Genomic DNA, 19,408 nt, shown 5'->3' on the forward strand with positions numbered 1-19,408 from the left:
GCCTCAATGCGGTGATATTACCGTGTTGAGGCCTTTTGCGTGTCGGGGTGTCAATGTCGGCATGGCATGGCACTTGTGTCGGCAGTCTAATTCCTTGTCCAGAACGATGGGGTTAGGATGATCAGCACTGTAAATATTTCCAAGCGACCAATGAGCATCATGATGGAGCACATCCACTTGGCGAAGTCGGGCAAGACAGACCATGACATGGTTGGACCAATCTCCACGCCCAACGTGGGTCCTACGTTGCCCAAGCAACTCAGGCAGATGGTGATGGAGTTGGTGTTGTCTATACCCATCGCAATCATGATAAATGCCATCAGCAACAGCAACAGCAAGTAGGCAGTGAGAAAGGCCAATAGCGACACGCGCTGGGCGTTGGGAATGTTCTGACCGTTAATCTTGAGTGGCAATACGGCTTTGGGATGCAATCGCTGCGTGAACTCGTTACGCACAACTTTGGCTACCATTACTGCCCGAATGGCCTTGAAACCACCGCTCGTGCTGCCCGAGCATGCTCCTATGAACATGCAAATGGACAGGACAACCCACGTGACATGTGGCCACTGTCCGGCGTCGTCGTTGTAAAGGCCGGTAGTGGTGATGAATGAAACCACTTGGAAAATGCCACACCGAAAGGCACGCTCGATGCCATAACCGTTTTTGTAAATAAGCTCGAGCATGATGAAAAGCGTGAAGCCTAACACTATGTAGAGGTAAAATCGCAGTTCGGTGTTTTGCCAAAATTGCTTGAATTTGAATTTGGTCGCAATGGCATAGAGCAACGTAAAATTGACACCAGACAAGAAACAAAAGAATGTAGTGGTGTACTCTAACGCTGGCGAATTAAAAAATTCGGTACTATTGTTGTGAATGGAAAAGCCCCCAGTGGCCGCCGACGACATGGCGTAGTTTACGCCTTGGTACCAGTCCATGCCAAAAGTCATGTAGCATGCCATGCAGCCAAAGGTGATAAAGAGATACACTATCCATATCCACCGTGCACTCATGGATAGTTTTGGGTGCAGCTTTGTTTTGATAGGTCCGGTGGCTTCGGCTGCAAACACCTTGGTGCTACCGCCTACAAGCGATGGCAACAGGGCCACGGTGAAGAACACAATGCCTAAACCACCAATCCATTGAGTGAGCGAACGCCAAAACAATATGCCGTGAGGAAGCGCCTCCACGTTGTCAATAATAGTGGCTCCAGTGGTGGTGAACCCAGACATGGTCTCAAAAAAAGCGTCGGTGTAAGTGTGCAAATAGCCACCAATAAGGAAAGGAGCCGTGCCGAAAGCAGAAAAGACGATCCACGCTAACGTGACCACGAGAAACGAATCTCGACGTGAAAGCGTGTCGCCCGAGTTCTGTCCGAAATATCTGAACGTGAAAGCGCCAATCAATGTAATAAGGACGGACGACGTGAATGTAAAAATGTCGTCCTCGCCAAAGTACAAGGCCATGAACAAACAAAGCAGCATTAGCGCGGCTTCGATGAAGAGAAGGGTCCCTAAAATCTTGTATATGATTCGAAAATTAACCATTTAAATAAACAGCTTTTCGATGTTTTTTAAGTTTACATCGTGGCAGAATACCACTACAGAGTCACCTGCTTGGATTTGGGTGTTGCCCGACACGAGCATACCCTCGCCATTTCTCACGATGCCTCCGATGGTGATGCCTTTTGGCAATCCTAAATCTTTGACCGGCTTTCGGGTTACTCTCGAGTCTTCTTTTGGCACAAACTCGGCCACGTCGGCATTGGCAGACATGATAAAGGTGATGTTCAGCACGTCGGCATCAAGCATCAATTGGTATATGCGGCCAGCCGCGATGGCTTTCTTGTTGATAATGGTGCCTATGTCAAGGCTCTCGGCCATGCTCACGTAGTCTACGTTTTCTACCATCGCGACGGTCTTTCTCACACCGAGACGCTTGGCCGCGAGGCACGCCAGGATATTGGCTTCGGCATTGCCCGAAAGTGCGACGAAGGCCTCGGTGTTCCTGATACCCTCGTCGATGAGCAGTGATACGTCGCGAGCGTCTCCATGAATGACCAACACATTGCTGTCCAATAGGTCGTTCAAGTCTTCGCAACGGTCGGCGTTTACCTCAAATATTTTAGCCCCCATATATTTTGGAAGGTTTTGCAACGCTCTAACAGCGGTGGTGCCTCCACCCATGAACATTACGTTCTTGACATCTACGTATTTTTCCTTTCCTACTATTTTCCTGATGTAGGGAATGTATTGTGGGGTGGTCATAAAGTAGGCGAGGTCAAAACATTCCAGTTCATCCTTTCCGCCGGGGATGATTGTTTCGTTGCCGCGTTTGATGGCCACGATGTGGTATGGGTCTTCAGGTCCACAGAGCTTGTGCAGTGGTTGGTTGAGCACTTTGCATTCTTCGCGCAACTTAATGCCTAACATCACGAGCGCTCCGTCGTGCACATCCCATCTCTGTCGTACCCAAGACATCTTCAATCCGTTGATAATATCTCGGGCGGCAAGTATGTCTGGATAAATCAGCTGGTCCACGCCGAGGTCCCTGTACATGTCGCGCACGCTGTCAATCATAAATTCCTCGTCGTTCACTTGTGCCACGGTTTTCTTGGCATGGAGTGCGTGCGCAATGATACAGCTGTTTATGTTTTCCTCCTCGTTGGGTGTAAGGGCAATGAAAAGGTCAGTGTTTTCGATGCCAGCCTGTTTCAATATCTTGACGCTCGAAGGCGATCCTTGCAATGTCATCAGGTCATAGTCTGAACCGATACGTGCCAATCTATCTTCGTCAATGTCAATAACGACCAGTTCTTCTTTGCTGTGCGATAGCAGACGAGCCAAGTATCGCCCAATGGCGTATGCTCCAGAGATGATAATTTTCATATCAAACGTTAAGATTTCATGGTTTTTAAAATAGACGTTGCAATAGAGTCAACATCAAGTCCGCATAGCTGTTGCAGTTGAGGCACGGTGCCATGTTCCACAAAGTTGGTGTCTGGTAGGCCCAATCTGACAATTTTAGGTTGATAATTGTGGTCGTTCATCCACTCCAAAACAGCCGATCCAAGGCCACCATTGCGCACGCCATCCTCAATGGTGATGACGCGCTTAAACTTTCTTCCCACCTCGTCCATGATGTCTTCGTCCATGGGTTTGAGGAAGCGCATGTCATAAAGGGCGCACGACACGCCCGATTTCTCGATGGCTTCCTTGGCCCTGTTGCCTATCGGTCCAATCGAAAGTATCGCCACTTCGGTGCCATCGCATAGCTTTTGCCCCTTTCCTATGGGTATCTCTTCTAACGCGCAGCGCCAATTTTTAAGTTCCCCGCGCCCTCGAGGATAGCGTATCACGAACGTGCCTTGCCCGGGAAGTTGGGCCGTGTACATCATTTTTCGCAACTCGTGCTCATTTAATGGCGAGGCGATGGTGAGGTTGGGGATGGGTCGCAAGGCCGCCAAGTCAAAGGCTCCGTGGTGTGTCGTGCCATCCTCTCCCACCAATCCGGCTCGGTCCAAGCACATCACCACGGGCAGGTTAAGTATGGCCAAGTCATGGATTATATTGTCATAAGCCCGTTGTGAGAATGAGCTGTAGATATTACAAAATGGTATTAGCCCTTCCTTGGCCATTCCGCCGGAGAACGTCACGGCATGCCCCTCGGCAATACCCACGTCGAATACCCGGTCGGGCATGGCTTTCATCATGATGCTCATGGAGCATCCCGTGGGCATAGCAGGTGTAACCCCCATTATCTTTGGGTTTTTCTGGGCTAGTTCTAACAGCGTGTTGCCAAACACATCTTGGTATTTGGGCGGTTGGTTAGAGGTGTCGCAAACATAACGTTCGCCTGTTTTCGCATCAAATTTACCCGGTGCGTGCCATATGGTTGCGGCATTCTCGGCCGGCTTGTAACCTTTGCCCTTCACGGTATGAAGGTGCAATAGTTTTGGCCCTTTCATGTCTTTGATTTGCCTGAGCACGCGCACCATCTCCTGAACGTTATGTCCGTCGAAAGGCCCGAAGTAGCGCACGTTCATGCCTTCGAATATGTTTTGTTGGTGACTGATGGCGCTTTTGATGGCGTTGTTCAGCCTGATAATGCCTTTGCGACGCTTATCGTCCAAATAACCCTTGGCGCTCAGCCATTGGGATGCTTTGAAACGCAACTTGTTATAGGTGGCATTGGTGTCGAGATTGAGCAGGTATTTCTCCATGCCTCCTACCGCTCGGTCTATCGACATGTCATTGTCATTGAGTATGATGAGCAGGTCGTTTGGCGTTGAGCTTGCGTTGTTCAGTCCCTCGAAAGCCAGTCCGCCGCTCATCGCGCCATCTCCAATAACGGCCACCACGTGCCTATTGTCACTACCATTTTTCTTTGCGGCCACCGCCATTCCTAAGGCGGCGGAAATGCTGTTGGACGCATGCCCGCACGTGAAAGTGTCGTACTCGCTTTCCAATGGGGTGGGAAATGGCCTGATGCCGCCCATTTTTCTATTGGTGGCAAATCGCTCTCGTCGCCCGGTCAGTATCTTGTGCCCATAGGCTTGGTGCCCGGTGTCCCATACAATGCGGTCCTCGGGGGTGTCGAACACATAGTGAAGCGCCACCGTCAATTCTACAACGCCGAGACTCGACGCCAAGTGGCCGGGGTTAACAGAGACCTCGTCAATGATGGTTTGGCGCAGCTCTTTGCACACTTCGGGTAGTTGACCAGCGTTTAGCTTTCTAAGATCGGAGGGGTAAACGATTTGGTTTAAAAGTGTGTTTTTGCCTTGTTCCATTGAAAATCTGTTGGAATAACCATGCAAAGATACTATATTTTATTGAGAATGGTGGCTAAACATCGATTATTTTACTACCTTTGCAACATAGCAAAATATATTTTTCACTTACCATTAAAACCTAATTTATGAGCACAAGAGTACTTTTTCTATCCTCCGCTATTGCTTTATGCGGATGCGTCTCGGCGCAAACCGTGGGTGGGGGTGTTTCCCAAGAGATGTTGCGCCAAATACAAATAGCACAACCTCGAGGCGTAGCTGACAAGGCGTTGGCAAACGCAATAGCCGCCAATAAGATTGACGATTTGGCCAGAAACCGCAGCAACCAAGGCAGCGTCGACTCTTATTTCAGCGTCGAAACGCCCAAACAGAGCATCCATGATCAGAAGAGTTCTGGTCGTTGCTGGATGTTTTCAGGATTTAATGTACTTCGTTCCAACTTTGCCAAACGCCATAACGACTCGATTAGGGTGGAGTTTTCGCAAGCCTACCTTTTCTTTTATGACCAGTTAGAAAAGGCCAACCTCATGCTTCAAGGTGTGATAGACTGTGCTCGCAAGCCCATTGACGACACTCGCGTGCAATTCTTTTTTCGCAATCCCATCAACGATGGCGGCACGTTTTGCGGTGTCTCCGACTTGGCAGAAAAGTACGGACTTGTGCCTATGGACGTCATGCCCGAGAGCTATTCGTCTGACAACACTTCGCGTATGCAGCGCATGGTCGCTTCCAAGTTGCGCGAGTTCGGGCTCGAATTGCGCCAAATGGTCAATGGCGGTAAAGGAAAAGCGGCCGTTAACAAGCGCAAAACAGAGATGCTTGGCACCATTTACCACATGCTGTCTTTGACCATAGGCCAACCTGTCAAAGAGTTTACCTACGCCATGCGCGACAAAAATGGCAAACCTGTGGGAGCCGCCCGAAAGTACACTCCCAAGGAGTTTTATGCCGAAACCGTTGGCGGTCCCATCAATGGCACGTTTATTATGGTGATGAACGACCCACGCCGGCCTTATCACAAGACGTTCGAGGTGGAATATGATCGCCATGTTTATGATGGGCACAATTGGAAATACCTCAATCTTCCGATGGAGGAGATAGCCCAATTGGCCATTGCCTCGCTCAAGGATGGACGCAAAATGTATTCCAGCTACGATGTAGGCAAGCAGTTTGACCGTAAGCGTGGCTATCTGGATACAGAGAATTATGATTATGCTTCGCTCTTCGGCACAACGTTTGGCATGAACAAGGCGGAGCGCATAGAGACTTTCGACAGTGGCTCCACCCATGCCATGACGCTTACGGCTGTAGATCTTGACGCCACCGGAAAGCCTTTGAGGTGGAAGGTTGAGAACAGTTGGGGCGCCAATAGCGGTGTGAACGGCTGTCTCATTATGACCAACCGATGGTTCAACGAGTACATGTTCCGCTTGGTGGTAAACAAGAAATATGTACCCGCTAGCTTGCTGAAGGAGTTTGAGCAGAAACCCATCATGGTGGTGCCCGAGGACCCATTGTTCATGCCTGACAACCGCTGATGTGCCTCGTCGCGCTCTTGGTGTCGTTTCTCACGGTCGTGGAGCTGAACTGTGAAAACCTTTTTGACACTGTTGATGATAGTTTGAAGCGAGACGAGAGCTTTCTTCCCGCCTCTAACTATCATTGGACTCCTAATCGCTATTGGCGCAAACTCAATCGCGTCGGGCAGGCCATCCTTTCTTGTGGCATGCTTGACTCGCTTCAGGTGGTGCCCGATTTGGTCGCGCTCACCGAGGTGGAAAACGACTCGGTGATGCGCGATCTCACCTGCCGCTCTCTGCTCAGGCAGGCTGGTTATAGCTATGTCATGACTGATAGCCCCGACGAGCGTGGCATAGATGTGGCTTTACTCTACTCCCCCTTCGCCTTTCGCCTGTTGCGTTACCATTCCATTCGCATTGCCCCGATGAGCCATTTTGGTGCCACGCGCGACATTCTTTACGTTTCGGGCGAGGTCATTTCGGGTGATACGCTGCACGTCTTTGTGGTGCATGCGCCCAGTCGTTCTGGCGGCGAGCGGTTTACACGCCCTTATCGGTTGCATGTGGCCCGGCACTTGTGCCATGCCATCGACTCGCTGCGCGCCACCACGCCTACGCCCCGTATTATAGTGATGGGCGATTTTAATGATTATACCGATGATGCCGCCATGCTCTTGTTGCGATCTAAAAACTTGACAGACATATCAGCCCGCGCCCATGGACGCCATGGCGCCAAGGGCACTTATCGCTACCATGGCGACTGGGGCAGCTTGGACCACGTGCTGTGTGACAGCTCTATGGCTGCCCGATTGGTGGAGTGTCATGTCAACGACGCGCCTTTTTTGCTCTGCGACGATGACAAATATGGGGGTGTCAAGCCCCGTCGCACCTATTTGGGACCGCGCTACCTCGGCGGCTTCAGTGATCACTTGCCATTGGTGTCCGTGTTTCGAATGGGGGAAGCGCAAGGAAGGTAAATTTGCAGTCGGGGCTTCCTCCCTATGTGGATGGTTGCGAAGGTCTGCGTGTTTTATTTGTTTCGCCTGTAATATTCCAGTCCTGCTTGTACGTTTTTCATTAACGCCTTGCTCGACATTGTGGCGCCGCTCACGGCGTCCACGCTCATCTTCTCAGCCTTGCGCGTGGTCTTCCCTTCGTAGTTTTTGAGCAATTTTTTGGCTTTCGCAAAATATTTTGGCGTTTCTTGGTTAGGCAATGCTTCCACTTTTACAACGCGATTTCTCTCTATGTATATTTTCACGGGCGTATTATGCTTGTAGCCTTTCACCCCTTTGGCTATTGTCGTGGTGTTCACAATTGTTGTGTTGCCTTTACTTGTCATCGTGCTATCGGCAGGCATGCCGCTGACTATAAATGCCGCTGATACCGCGACCATACACAGTTTGATATTTTTTTTCTTCATGATAATCTTATGAGTTGATTTAAAAAACTCTATAATCTTAATGTATATAGACAATCAAAAATAAAAAAAAGATCTGAAAAGTCATGTTTCTTTTAACGTTTTTAGCGAGTCTTTTAATGTTTTTTGCTCCCTAATATAATTTTTTCTGATATTTGTTTTTTTTACGATTTGATATGTGTTTCTCTTTTTTTACTTACTTTTGTGATCAAAGAAGTGTTTTATGAAAATCAAAATCAGACACAACAGCTTGATGCGCCTTGTCTTTGGCAGTTTGTTGTTCATAGTTTTGCCAGGTCTGCTGTTTCTTTTTTTATGCCCATTGGTGGGCTGGAAGATAGCGTTGGGGCTGCCAGTCATGGTGTGGGTCGTGGCGATTTATGGTTTCTTTTTTGGTTGGCGACATATCGTGGTACGTCAAACCGTTTGCTCTTCGCCGCTCTTGCCAGTCTCGTTTGATGGCTATAGGGTGTTACAAATATCGGATATTCATATAGGCACTTTTCTTCGCAACCGTCAGTTTGTTAACAAGATGGTAAATCTTGTCAATGCTCAGCGCGCCGATCTTATCGTTTTCACGGGCGACTTGGTCAACGTGAGCGCCGAAGAGCTGATACCTTTTCAGCACGTGCTTGGGCAGATAAGAGCTCGCGACGGTGTGTACTCCATCATGGGCAATCACGATTATTGCGAATATGGCGAGAACAAAAATGGGCGCGACGTTGAGCGTAATCAAACTGTGTTGAAATACATGGAGCGCAAGATGGGGTGGCGATTGTTGCTCAACGAGCATGCGTTTGTCAGCAATGATAGTGGCGATCAGATAGCTGTCATAGGTGTGGAGAACATCAGTAGGCCACCGTTTCAAGACTATGGTGACCTTCAAGCAGCCATGCGCGGTTTGCCTCGTGGCATGTTCAAAATTCTGCTCACCCACGACCCGAGCCATTGGCGTCGTGGCGTTCTTGGCCAAACCGACATCGCCCTCACTCTTTCGGGGCACACCCATGCCGCTCAAATGCGCTTGGGCAGGTTCTCTCCGGCCAAATGGGCGTATAACGAGTGGGGTGGAAAATACACCGAGAAAGGTGTCATGCTTCATGTGTCATTGGGCATAGGTGGCACTGTGCCGTTTCGGTTTGGCGCTTGGCCAGAAATCAATATTATCACGCTACGCCATGCCAAATGATAGTTTGGCGCTTGTCTTTTATTTTTCAAGAAGTGAAAGTAGGATTGGTGGCACAATCTGTGTTATCTGTTACAGCATGCCTTAAATGGGTGTCAAAAATGAAACGTAGGTTTTGCCCTTATGTGTTTTTTTCGATAGACTATCTATAAAAATGAGCATGAATATGATGATAGTAAATGGCAACCACTTGTTTACAATACTTTCTTTTCAAAATAATACATCTGAAAACTTTTGACAAAACATCTGTTGTATTTCGTGTATTTGAAAATTAGAAGCCAATGGTTGTAAATACGCTCAAAACAAGCGTGTTTTTATAACTGATTGTGGACCAGTCTTTTGCGTGTATATGCGTTCTTTTTCTTTAAACTAAGCCCCATGAAAGGGCTGCCTTTAATATCCAATTGGATGGCGATTAGACCTTAATGGTGGTTTGATAACGGCCTATTGGCGTCTCAATTAGGTGCTAATGGCAGTCTGAATAAGTAATAATCGCGAAAGATAGTCAGCTTGCACAAGTGTAAATGTCACTCATTTGTTTCTGTTATGCTGCCGCAATGCGAATATGGCCACTATTTTTTCGCTAAAAGGATAAGTTCTGGAGGTGCTGTTTTTGTGATTATTTATTTACACGCAGGGCAAGGGACGCATGTTTGTGTGATGGGCGAGGATAAAAAAAAGGCTGGCCATCGTGGATGCCAGCCTCTTATGTTGGGAAGATAAAGACATTACACCAATGTTCCGACGATTTCCTCGCGACTGCCAGGTAACATGTCTATCACCGGAATTTCGGGCATGGTATAGCAGCCCGGTTGCAGGCGCATCGAGGCTCTCGCCACGTTAACCAACACCTGTGCCGTGAGCGCCGGGTTGTTGATGCTCATGTTGAACTCCATGCGCTGGTTGGGCGTTTGCCCACTGACACCCTTGCGCACAAGGTTCACGCCATGCCCCATGTCTTGCACGTCCTTTACCGAGGCCACCGCGAACACATGGGTCTCGTCGTGCGCGAAGTAAGGGTCTGCCTTGATTTCGGCCGTCACGTCTTCCAATTTTGCGCCGTCTTCCAATTCCACGTAGACCATACGGCGATGTATGCCCTCGCCCAATGGAATGGTGACAGAGAGCGCGTCTTTCACGCCTTGCTTGCCGCGCACGCACACACTATGGCCCATTGACATGCCCGGGCCAAAGTTGGTGTAGGTTAAGCCCTTGGGAGCGAGGCTCTGCATGAGCACGCGCACGATAGAGTCTGACCCAGGGTCCCATCCGGCCGAAATGACACTGACACGACCGGCGCGTTTGCAATGCTCCATCTGGCTTGTGCGATAGTCTAAGATGGAGGTGTGTATATCAAAGCTATCCACTGTGTTGATACCCATGGCCACTATTTTTTCTGCGTATTCAGGGCACGAACGGGTGGGCGTGGCGAGTATGGCCACGTCAATGTCCTTGAGTTTGGCAATGTTGTCCACCACCTCGTAAGGGGTCAGCGCCAATGGTTTGTCTTTGTCACCCTGACGGCGCACGATGCCCGCAATTTCAAAATCTGAGGCCGCCTCCAACGCCTCCACGGCGTAGCGACCTATGTTGCCATAACCGACAACAGCTGCTCTAATCTTTTTCATAAGCTCTAACTATTTGATTGTTGATATCAATTCATGTCCGCAAAATTACATTTTTCTCACGATAAAATCGTAATCAAGGCCTATTTAAATCTTGAAAAAAGTGTAAAAGATAGCAAAAAGATACTTGATAAATAATTTTTGAGACAATATGGCAAATGCGTATTTCTTTACCCCAAGGATGTATTTGTCATTTGTTGGTGTCGCGTTTGGATGGGTGTGACATATCTATGAGACGGCAATGCTTTTTTTTCGCGTGCGCAATATGCGAGCGTTTAGGGCGTTATTACTTAAAAAGAACAATAGTATGATAGAATATATAAAAGGTGAATTGACCGAACTTACGCCAGCGTTGGCCGTCGTCGAAACCGCTGGCGTGGGTTACGCGCTGAGCATATCGCTCAACACTTATAGTGATATACAAGGAAAAAAGGTGGCAAAACTTTATGTGCACGAGGCCATACAGACGGGTGGCCGCGATGACAACTACACTCTTTATGGGTTTGCGACCAAGCGCGAGCGTGAGCTTTATCGCCTGCTCATCACCGTATCGGGCGTGGGAGCCAATACCGCGCGCACCATGCTGTCCTCGCTCTCGCCACAAGAGTTGTGCAATGCCATTGCAAATGGTGACGAAAAACTCATCAAGACCGTCAAAGGCATAGGCCTGAAGACGGCTCAGCGGGTCATCGTGGACCTGCGTGACAAGATAATGAGCACGGGTATTGCCGACGAGCTGCATGTGGGCAAAGGCACGTCGGCCTCGTCGGCCATCAACACGCCAGTGTACGAAGAGGCCGTTTCGGCCATGACCATGCTTGGTTTTTCTCCGGCTCCAACGGCCAAAGTGGTGACAGAAATTATCAAAGAGCACCCTGACTGGACTGTAGAGACGGTAGTGAAAGAGACCCTCAAACGCGTGAAATGATGTGTAAAGCATGGCCTGCGTTGAATGGCCGGTAGCCATATCAATATGACGGAAAAACGCCATGCGCCCTTGACGGCTGGCACTCGTCATGGATTGTGGCACGGATAATGGCAAAAGAAGAATGGTTTTGACATGAAATTAAGGAAACACTATTTCGTGGTTATGGCGTTGCTGGCCGTGACAATGGCTGCCTATGCGGTGGTGTCTCCTCTTTTTCAGGTAGACCCCAACCGCAAGAAACGTGTGCACGCCCAAACGGGTGCCAACGCCACGAAAAGTAACGCAAACGCCAACGACAGCACACCTGAACGCCACGGCGTGATGGGGCAACCGCTATTGACCGATGAAGACAGTATTCCCGACTCACTGCTCAACCCACGTTGGAAAATACAACGTATCACACCCATCACCTACGACGACTTGGACCAAAGTGCCATGGACTTGCAACGCCCTGCGAGCTTGAGGTATGAGGTGACCTACAACGACTCTATCGACCGCTATATCATTGGCACCAAGATTGGTTCCACATATCTCGCGGCCCCCATCATGATGACACCGGCCGAGTATATGAAATGGAGCGAGAAGCACAGTAGGTACGCTTACTACCGCAGCAAGAACGACGAGATATACAAAGCCAAGGGCAAAGAGAAATTCGATTTTGCCGATATGCACTTCGACCTTGGACCGGCCGAGAAAATTTTTGGGCCGGGTGGGGTGCGTATCAGAACGCAGGGAACGGCCGAGCTAAAATTTGGGGGCACCTATAAAAGTATACAAAACCCATCGCTGCCGATAAGAAACCGCAAGCGATTGTCAATGGATTTTGACGAGAAAATAAACCTGAACGTCAATGGGCGCGTGGGCGACAAGGTGAACATGAACCTCAACTATAACACCGATGCCACATTCGACTTTGACGCCCAGAATATGAAGTTGAAGTATGACGGCAAGGAAGACGAGATCATCAAGCTTGTGGAGGGTGGAAATGTGTCGTTCCCGTCCAACTCTTCTCTCATTCAAGGTGCCAGCAGTCTGTTTGGTCTACGCACTGACTTGCAGTTTGGCAAACTCAAATTGCAATTGGTGGCGTCGCAGAAGAAAAGCTCATCCAAGAGCGTGTCCACACGGGGTGGCAAACAACTCACGGCGTTTGAGATGGGAGCTGCCGACTACGAAGAGAACCGCCACTTCTTTCTTTCACAATATTTTCGCAAGCATTATGATGAGGGCATGCGTACATTGCCCAATCTCACCACTGGCGTGAGCGTCAACAGGGTGGAAATATGGGTTACTAACAAGAATGGTATCACCACCAACACCCGTAACATCGTGGCTCTAACAGACCTTGGAGAGAGCGACAATATCAGCAATACCAAATGGGTCTCGAGCGGCGTGAGTGTGCCGTCTAATGGTGCCAATAGTGAATACGCAGCCTTGGCAGGCTCGCTCAACGCCGCTCGAAACATAGACCAAACATCGATAGTGCTCAATGGCGCTGGCTTGGTGGGTGGAGTGGACTATGAAAAGTTGCAAAGCGCGCGCCTGTTAACCTCATCGGAATACACCTTGAACCAAGCCCTTGGCTACGTGTCTCTGCGCGGAGCGCTACAAACAGACCAAGTGTTGGCAGTGGCTTTTGAGTATACTTACGGTGGACGCACTTACCAAGTGGGCGAGTTTGCGAGCGACGTGAGCGACGTGACGCAGGCCCTTTTTGTCAAGTCGCTGAAAAACACAAGCAACAATCCGTCGCAAGGCAACTGGCGCTTGATGATGAAAAATGTGTATTACCTGGCCTCAAACGTAGAAAAAGACCAGTTCCGCTTGGACGTAAAGTTCCAGAGCGACACCGCGGGCGTATACCTCTCTTATATACCTGAGCCATTGGTGAAGAGCGAACCGCTAATCAAGGTGCTTGGCGCCGACCGCCTTGACAATAACAACAAGGCGCACTCCAATGGCTACTTCGACTTCGTGGAGGGCTACACGGTGAGTGATGGACGGGTGTTTTTCCCTGCTTCAGAACCATTTGGCTCATACCTGTACAATTATTTGCGGTCCAAAGGCGTGGATGCCGCCAAGGCAGAGAGGTACGCTTTCACCGAGCTTTACGATTCGACCAAGACAGTAGCCAAGCAGATAGCAGAGAAAGATAAGTTCTTGTTGCAAGGTCAATATCGTGGCACATCGGCCAACGTCATATCTCTCGGCGCCTTTAACGTGCCGCAAGGATCGGTGGTGGTGACAGCGGGTGGTGTGCGATTGACCGAGGGCGCGGACTATTCGGTAGACTATAGCGCAGGTGAGGTGACCATCCTCAACCAAAGTATCATAGACGCTGGCACGGCCGTGAACGTGTCGTTAGAGAGCCAGTCTGAATACATGCAAGAGCGTAAAACCATGCTTGGCATGAACTGGGAATACGATTTCTCCAAGAGTTTTCAACTGTCGGGCACGCTGCAACATCTCTCGGAGCAGCCCCTCACAACCAAAGTGTCGATGGGAATGGAGCCGCTCAACAACACTCTATGGGGCTTGAACGTTAATTGGAAGAAAGAAAGCCAGTGGCTCACCAACGTGCTTGACCTCATTCCGTTCCTAAGACTGACCCAACCCTCGTCCATCTCGTTCTCCGGGGAGTTTGCCCAGCTCATTGCAGGGCAGAACCACGGAGTGCAAGACAGGGCCTCGTATCTTGACGACTTTGAAAACGCCACCGACAAGATAGATGTCTCCACCCCGACCAACTGGATATTGTCAAGCGTGCCATCAATGTTCGTCGAAAGCAAAGATCATACGGGGTTGACAAGCGGCTTTAACCGGTCACAATTGGCTTGGTACACCATAGACCCACTTTTCACGCGGCGCAGCAGCAGCCTTACGCCCGCTCATATCAAGAGTGACATAGACCAGTTGAGCGATCCATACGTGCGGGAGATATATGTACGCGACCTTTATCCACAACGCAACCAAAGTAGCTACAACGGCGCGACCTCTACGTTGCCCATTTTGAACTTGGCTTATTATCCCAACGAGCGTGGACCCTACAACTTCAACCCCGATCTCTCGCCCACGGGCGCGCTTAACAACCCACGCCGACACTGGGGCGGCATGATGCGCAAACTCGACACTAACGACTTTGAGGCCGCCAACATAGAGTATATCGAGTTTTGGATGCTCGACCCTTTTATCAAATCCAACAGCTTGCCAAACGCGTCGGAGTATGGTGGCGACTTTTATATAAACCTCGGCGAAGTATCGGAGGACGTGCTGCAAGACGGAAAGAAATTTTATGAAAGTGGCATGCCAGTAGACGGTTCGGCCAATTTCGTGTACACGCAGTGGGGAAAGATACCCATGCAAAGCACTGTCACTTACGCCTTCGCTACATCCAAAGGCAGCAGAGCTCTGCAAGACGTGGGATACAATGGCATGAACGACACCGAGGAACAGCGATTTAAATCTTACCAAGACTTTCTCAAGCAGATACAAGGAAAGGTGAATGCCGCGGTGAGGGACTCGATATGGGCCGATCCTGCGCATGATGATTATCATTATTTCAGGGGCGCAGACCTTGACCGTATGGAGGCGTCGATACACCGTCGGTATAAGTATATCAACAATCCGCAGGGCAATTCGCCCGACAACGACAGCCGAACGGAGGGTTACGATACATCTTATAAGGCCACGCCAGACGTCGAGGATATCAACCAAGACTACACGCTCAACGAGTATGAGAAGTATTATCAGTACCACGTCTCTATCAGACCGGAAGACCTTGTGGTTGGTAAAAACTTCATAGTGGACAAGCGAGAGACCATGCGAGCGGCTCGAAACGGCAAGTCGCCCAAGCTCACATGGTATCAATTTCGTATCCCAGTGAGCGAGTTTGAAAGCAAGAATGGCGCCATTTCCGATTTTAGCAGCATACGATTTATGCGCATGTTTCTCACCAATTTTGAGCATCCTGTCATCCTTCGCTTTGGAAGCATGGATCTTGTGAGGGGCACTTGGCGCGTGTATGAGCAGAATTTGGACAACGTGCCTGGCTCGGGTAGCATGACAACGGCATCGGTAAGCGTTGAGGAAAACAACGACAAGACTCCCGTGAACTACGTGTTGCCGCCGGGCATTACGCGCGAACAAGATCCCACGCAGCCCCAATTGGTCGAGGCCAACGAGCAAGCCCTGTCCATAAACGTGTCGAACCTTGCGAATGGTGAGGCGAAGGCCGTGTACAAAAAGACCACTGTCGACATGCGACAGTATAAGCGCATGCAAATGTTCGTGCACGCAAATGCCGACGAAGAGAATGTGACCAATCTTAAAGACGACCAATTGGCGGTGTTCATACGGCTTGGCTCCGACTATAAGAGCAATTTTTATGAGTACGAAATACCATTGAAGCTCACGCCTCCCGGCACCTATAACCGAAGGTCCAGGGCTGATTGTATAGCCGTCTGGCCCGAGGAGAACATGCTTGACGTGCCGTTGTCAAGACTAACCAAGGTGAAAAAGGAACGCAACAAACAAAAAGGCATGGGGCTCGCGTCGTTTAATCGCCCCTATTCCGCGTACGATCCAGAACATCCCAAGAACAAGATTACGGTGATGGGAAACCCCACTTTAGGCGAGGTCAAGACCATGATTATCGGCGTGAGAAACCTTTCGGCCAATCCTAAAAGTGGCGAAATATGGGTTAACGAGCTGCGATTGAAAGAATATAACAATTCGGGAGGATGGGCCGCCAACAGCAATTTGAGCGTGCAATTGTCCGACTTGGGCAACATGAACGTGCAGGGAAGCTATGTGTCGGAGGGCTTTGGAGGACTCGAAGAGGGTGTCAACGCACGCTCTCGAGATGACCAAAGCAATGTGTCGATGATGGCAAACATAGAGCTTGGAAAGTTTTTCCCGGAAAAAGCGAATGTCACCGCACCCTTGTATTATAGTGTTACCAAGCAGGTCAAAAAGCCCAAATACAACCCACTTGATACGGATATGAAATTGAATGACGCCCTTGAGGGCGCCGCTTCAAAGTTTGAGCGCGACTCCATAGAAAGCATTGCCGTGACCAAAAGTATCAGCACCAATTTCTCCTTGTCCAACATAAAGGTGGGAATACAGAACAAACGCCATCCCATGCCATACGACCCCGCGAACTTTACTTTCTTTTACAGCCACAGCCACAATCATATTCAAGGCGAAACAACGGTCTACGAGAACGAGGACAACTGGCGAGGCGGCATGAATTACAACTGGACTCCGGTTTATAAAGCATGGGAACCGTTCAAGAAAACCAAAGGCAAGAACAAATGGTTAGACTTCCCTAAACGTTTCGGACTAAACTGGTTGCCACAAAACGTTGACTTTAACACAGAGCTGACACGTTCTTACTACGAATTGCAAAAACGCGACATGGAGGCCATGGGGAATGCCACGCTGCCCGTTGTGTTTGCCCAACAGTTTCTCTGGAATCGCGAGTTTCGCCTGCGCTGGGATTTAACGCGAAACATTCACATGAACTTCCAAAGCGCCACGCACGCTGAAGTGGAGGAGCCATACGCCCCCGTCAACAAGGATTTGTACCCCGACCACTACGAGGCTTGGAAAGATTCGGTGTGGAATAGTATCCGGAAATTCGGCCGTCCACTGGACTATCAACAAAACTTCGCGTTGTCTTATCAATTGCCTTTGAACCTATTGCCCATATTTGATTGGGTCAGTGGCGATGCCACGTACAACGCCACGTACAACTGGTTGCGCGGAGCCGAACAAGAAAATGGTGCCTCTTTGGGAAACACCATACACAATAATCGACAGTTCAACGTCAATGGCAGATTCGATTTAGTGCGTCTTTACAATCACAGCGCCTTTTTGAAGAAAGCCAACGAACGGTTTAACAGACAACCTTCGGAGACTGACAAGGACAAGAGACAACAGGCTCGGCAGGCTGCCAAGGCCGAAAAACTTAAACAACGCGAAGCCGAGGCCAAGGCCCGCAAGCAGGCCATCGCTGATGGAAAAGACCCCGACGAGGCTGTTCGTCTGTTGCGTGAGAGCCACAAGCAGGCCACGACACGGCAGGGAACGTTGCCATTGAACAAAAATGCGTTCGAGAAAGAGATTACCTTGTTGCCCGATTCCACCATCGAAGTGAACCATGGGCGCAAATCGAAGCGGCTCTTTGTGACGGCCAAAACAGCCGATGGCAAACGGATTAAAATAAGTTTTAAAAAACTTGACGATAACAGAATACGCATCAATAACAAGGTAGATTCGGCACTTAAGGTTAAAATAACGGTTCGCAAAAAACCTGATCTCGATAACGTCGAGTGGTACAAGATAGCTCAGTCGGCCGCGCGGGTGGCCATGATGATACGCAATGTCAGCGTCTCTTACCGCAATCAGTACTCTATGGCGCTACCCGGTTTCATGCCGAATATTGGCGATGCGTTTGGCCAAACCAATCGAACGGCAGCGCAAGGTCTGTCTCCAGGCCTCGATTTTGCGTTCGGCTTGACAGGTGACAACTATATCGAACGAGCGCGAGCCAACGGTTGGTTATTGGTGAATGACAGTGTCGCGACGCCAGCCACAACCAACTTTACCGAGGACTTTCAGTTTAGAACGACCATCGAGCCCATCCGAAATTTGAAGATAGACCTTACCGCAAGCAGGATGAGGACAGTCGCAAAGAGCGTTCAATACATGTACGATGGCAATCCCACCACACAAACCGGCACTTTCACCATGACCACTTTGGCTGTGAAATCGGCTTTCGAGGGTATTGGAGACGCCAACAATGGCTTCCGGAGTGCCACGTTTGAGCGATTTTGCAATGCCTTGGAGGGCTACCGAAGGCGCGTCGAGGCAAGGTATGCGGGCACCCGATACCCGGCTGGAACGCCACTCGCTGGCCGAGCGTTCGACCCTGCCAATGGTGCGACGAACCTTTATGGCGCAGACGTGATGGTGCCCGCCTTCTTGGCTTCGTATACCTCCATAGGTGGCAACAACCTCAGCATCTTTCCCGCTCTTACCCGATTGCTCCCCAACTGGACACTGCGTTACAGTGGCATGAGCAAGTTGCCTTGGTTCAGAGACGTGTTCAAGAGTGTCAATTTGAACCACAGTTACAAAAGCGTTTATGCCGTAGGCAGCTACCAGAGTTACTCCACCTTTATGCGACTTATGGGACCCGACATGGGGTTCATTATCGATGCCACTAACGGTCAAGCCCTGCCCAGTTCCATGTACAATGTCTCCACCGTGAGCATCAACGAGTCTTTCTCGCCACTTTTGGGCGTGGACATGACCTTTCAAAACGATCTTACTGCCAAAATAGAGTATCGCCAAACACGCATTCTCACACTGTCCATGACCAGCGTGCAACTCAATGAGGCCCTGAGCAGAGACTGGGTGGTGGGGCTTAGCTATCGTATTAACGACCTGAACCTGTTTGGCGGGCGTGCCTCGAGACTTGCCAAGAGCGACAAACGCAACCGAGGTGCAGCCGTGATCGATCCATCCGCGCGACCCACCACACGCGACGGTATAAATCATGGGCTTAATATCCGCCTTGACATATCCTATCGCAAACAGGCTTCCATCACCCGCGACATTGCCTCCATGACCTCGTCGGCCAGCAGTGGCAACACAGCTTTCAAGCTGTCGTTCATGGCCGACTATACCCTTTCTAAGCTCATGTCCGTCAGTTTTTATCTTGACAGACAGTCTAACGCACCCCTTCTTAGTAGCAACAGCTATCCCACCACCACCCAAGACTTTGGCTTGAGCCTGAAATTCTCACTCACACGCTGAGCCATTTTGTGACAGGTGTTTAGCATGTCAATAAGTGTTATTTGGTGTCAAAATTAGCAAGAATACATGCCCGTTAACCCATTATTCGCGATAATCTTTGTAATTTTGCACCTATC

At 49.7% G+C, this 19,408-nt stretch carries 10 protein-coding genes; 5 read left to right on the forward strand and 5 right to left on the reverse strand.

Going from position 1 to position 19,408, the window contains the following annotated elements; all coding sequences use genetic code 11:
- Positions 1-86: 86 nt before the first annotated feature.
- Genes C7379_RS03720 through dxs form a run of 3 tightly spaced genes read right to left on the reverse strand, consistent with a single transcriptional unit; the run spans position 87 to position 4,789 of the window.
- Positions 87-1,544, reverse strand: a complete 1,458-nt coding sequence (locus tag C7379_RS03720) for a TrkH family potassium uptake protein (protein WP_116616090.1) — start codon at positions 1,542-1,544, stop codon at positions 87-89.
- Complete coding sequence (trkA, locus tag C7379_RS03725; protein ID WP_116616091.1) at positions 1,545-2,885, reverse strand: Trk system potassium transporter TrkA; 1,341 nt, start codon at positions 2,883-2,885, stop codon at positions 1,545-1,547.
- A gap of 8 nt (positions 2,886-2,893) precedes the next feature.
- The gene (gene dxs, locus C7379_RS03730; protein WP_116616092.1) at positions 2,894-4,789 is read right to left on the reverse strand and encodes a 1-deoxy-D-xylulose-5-phosphate synthase; all 1,896 of its coding nucleotides are present in this window, start codon (positions 4,787-4,789) and stop codon (positions 2,894-2,896) included.
- Between the two features lie 128 nt (positions 4,790-4,917).
- Between dxs and C7379_RS03735 the strand changes: the two genes are divergently transcribed.
- Both C7379_RS03735 and C7379_RS03740 read left to right on the forward strand, forming a co-directional pair.
- On the forward strand, positions 4,918-6,327 hold the full coding sequence (locus tag C7379_RS03735) for a C1 family peptidase (protein ID WP_116616093.1): 1,410 nt from the start codon (positions 4,918-4,920) through the stop codon (positions 6,325-6,327).
- A complete protein-coding gene (locus C7379_RS03740; RefSeq protein WP_116616094.1) occupies positions 6,327-7,286 on the forward strand; it encodes an endonuclease/exonuclease/phosphatase family protein in 960 nt (319 codons plus the stop codon). Before C7379_RS03735 ends, C7379_RS03740 begins: the two co-directional genes overlap by 1 nt.
- 53 nt (positions 7,287-7,339) lie before the next feature.
- Here C7379_RS03740 and C7379_RS03745 read toward each other — a convergent pair whose 3' ends face one another.
- Positions 7,340-7,732, reverse strand: coding sequence for an FMN-binding protein (locus tag C7379_RS03745; RefSeq protein ID WP_116616095.1), 393 nt, complete (start codon positions 7,730-7,732; stop codon positions 7,340-7,342).
- Between the two features lie 220 nt (positions 7,733-7,952).
- Here C7379_RS03745 and C7379_RS03750 point away from each other — a divergent pair, with 220 nt between their 5' ends.
- A complete protein-coding gene (locus C7379_RS03750; RefSeq protein WP_116616096.1) occupies positions 7,953-8,918 on the forward strand; it encodes a metallophosphoesterase in 966 nt (321 codons plus the stop codon).
- A gap of 725 nt (positions 8,919-9,643) precedes the next feature.
- Here C7379_RS03750 and C7379_RS03755 read toward each other — a convergent pair.
- Positions 9,644-10,543 (reverse strand): diaminopimelate dehydrogenase, encoded by a 900-nt coding sequence (locus C7379_RS03755; RefSeq protein WP_116616097.1) that lies wholly within the window; start codon positions 10,541-10,543, stop codon positions 9,644-9,646.
- Between the two features lie 304 nt (positions 10,544-10,847).
- On the opposite strand from C7379_RS03755, the gene ruvA reads away from it, so the two are divergent.
- Both ruvA and sov read left to right on the forward strand, forming a co-directional pair.
- On the forward strand, positions 10,848-11,468 hold the full coding sequence (ruvA, locus tag C7379_RS03760; RefSeq protein ID WP_116616131.1) for a Holliday junction branch migration protein RuvA: 621 nt from the start codon (positions 10,848-10,850) through the stop codon (positions 11,466-11,468).
- Positions 11,469-11,600: 132 nt separating this feature from the next.
- Complete coding sequence (sov, locus tag C7379_RS03765; RefSeq protein WP_116616098.1) at positions 11,601-19,292, forward strand: T9SS outer membrane translocon Sov/SprA; 7,692 nt, start codon at positions 11,601-11,603, stop codon at positions 19,290-19,292.
- Positions 19,293-19,408 lie beyond the last annotated feature (116 nt).

The organism is Hallella colorans (assembly GCF_003096815.1).
Classification (GTDB): domain Bacteria; phylum Bacteroidota; class Bacteroidia; order Bacteroidales; family Bacteroidaceae; genus Prevotella; species Prevotella colorans.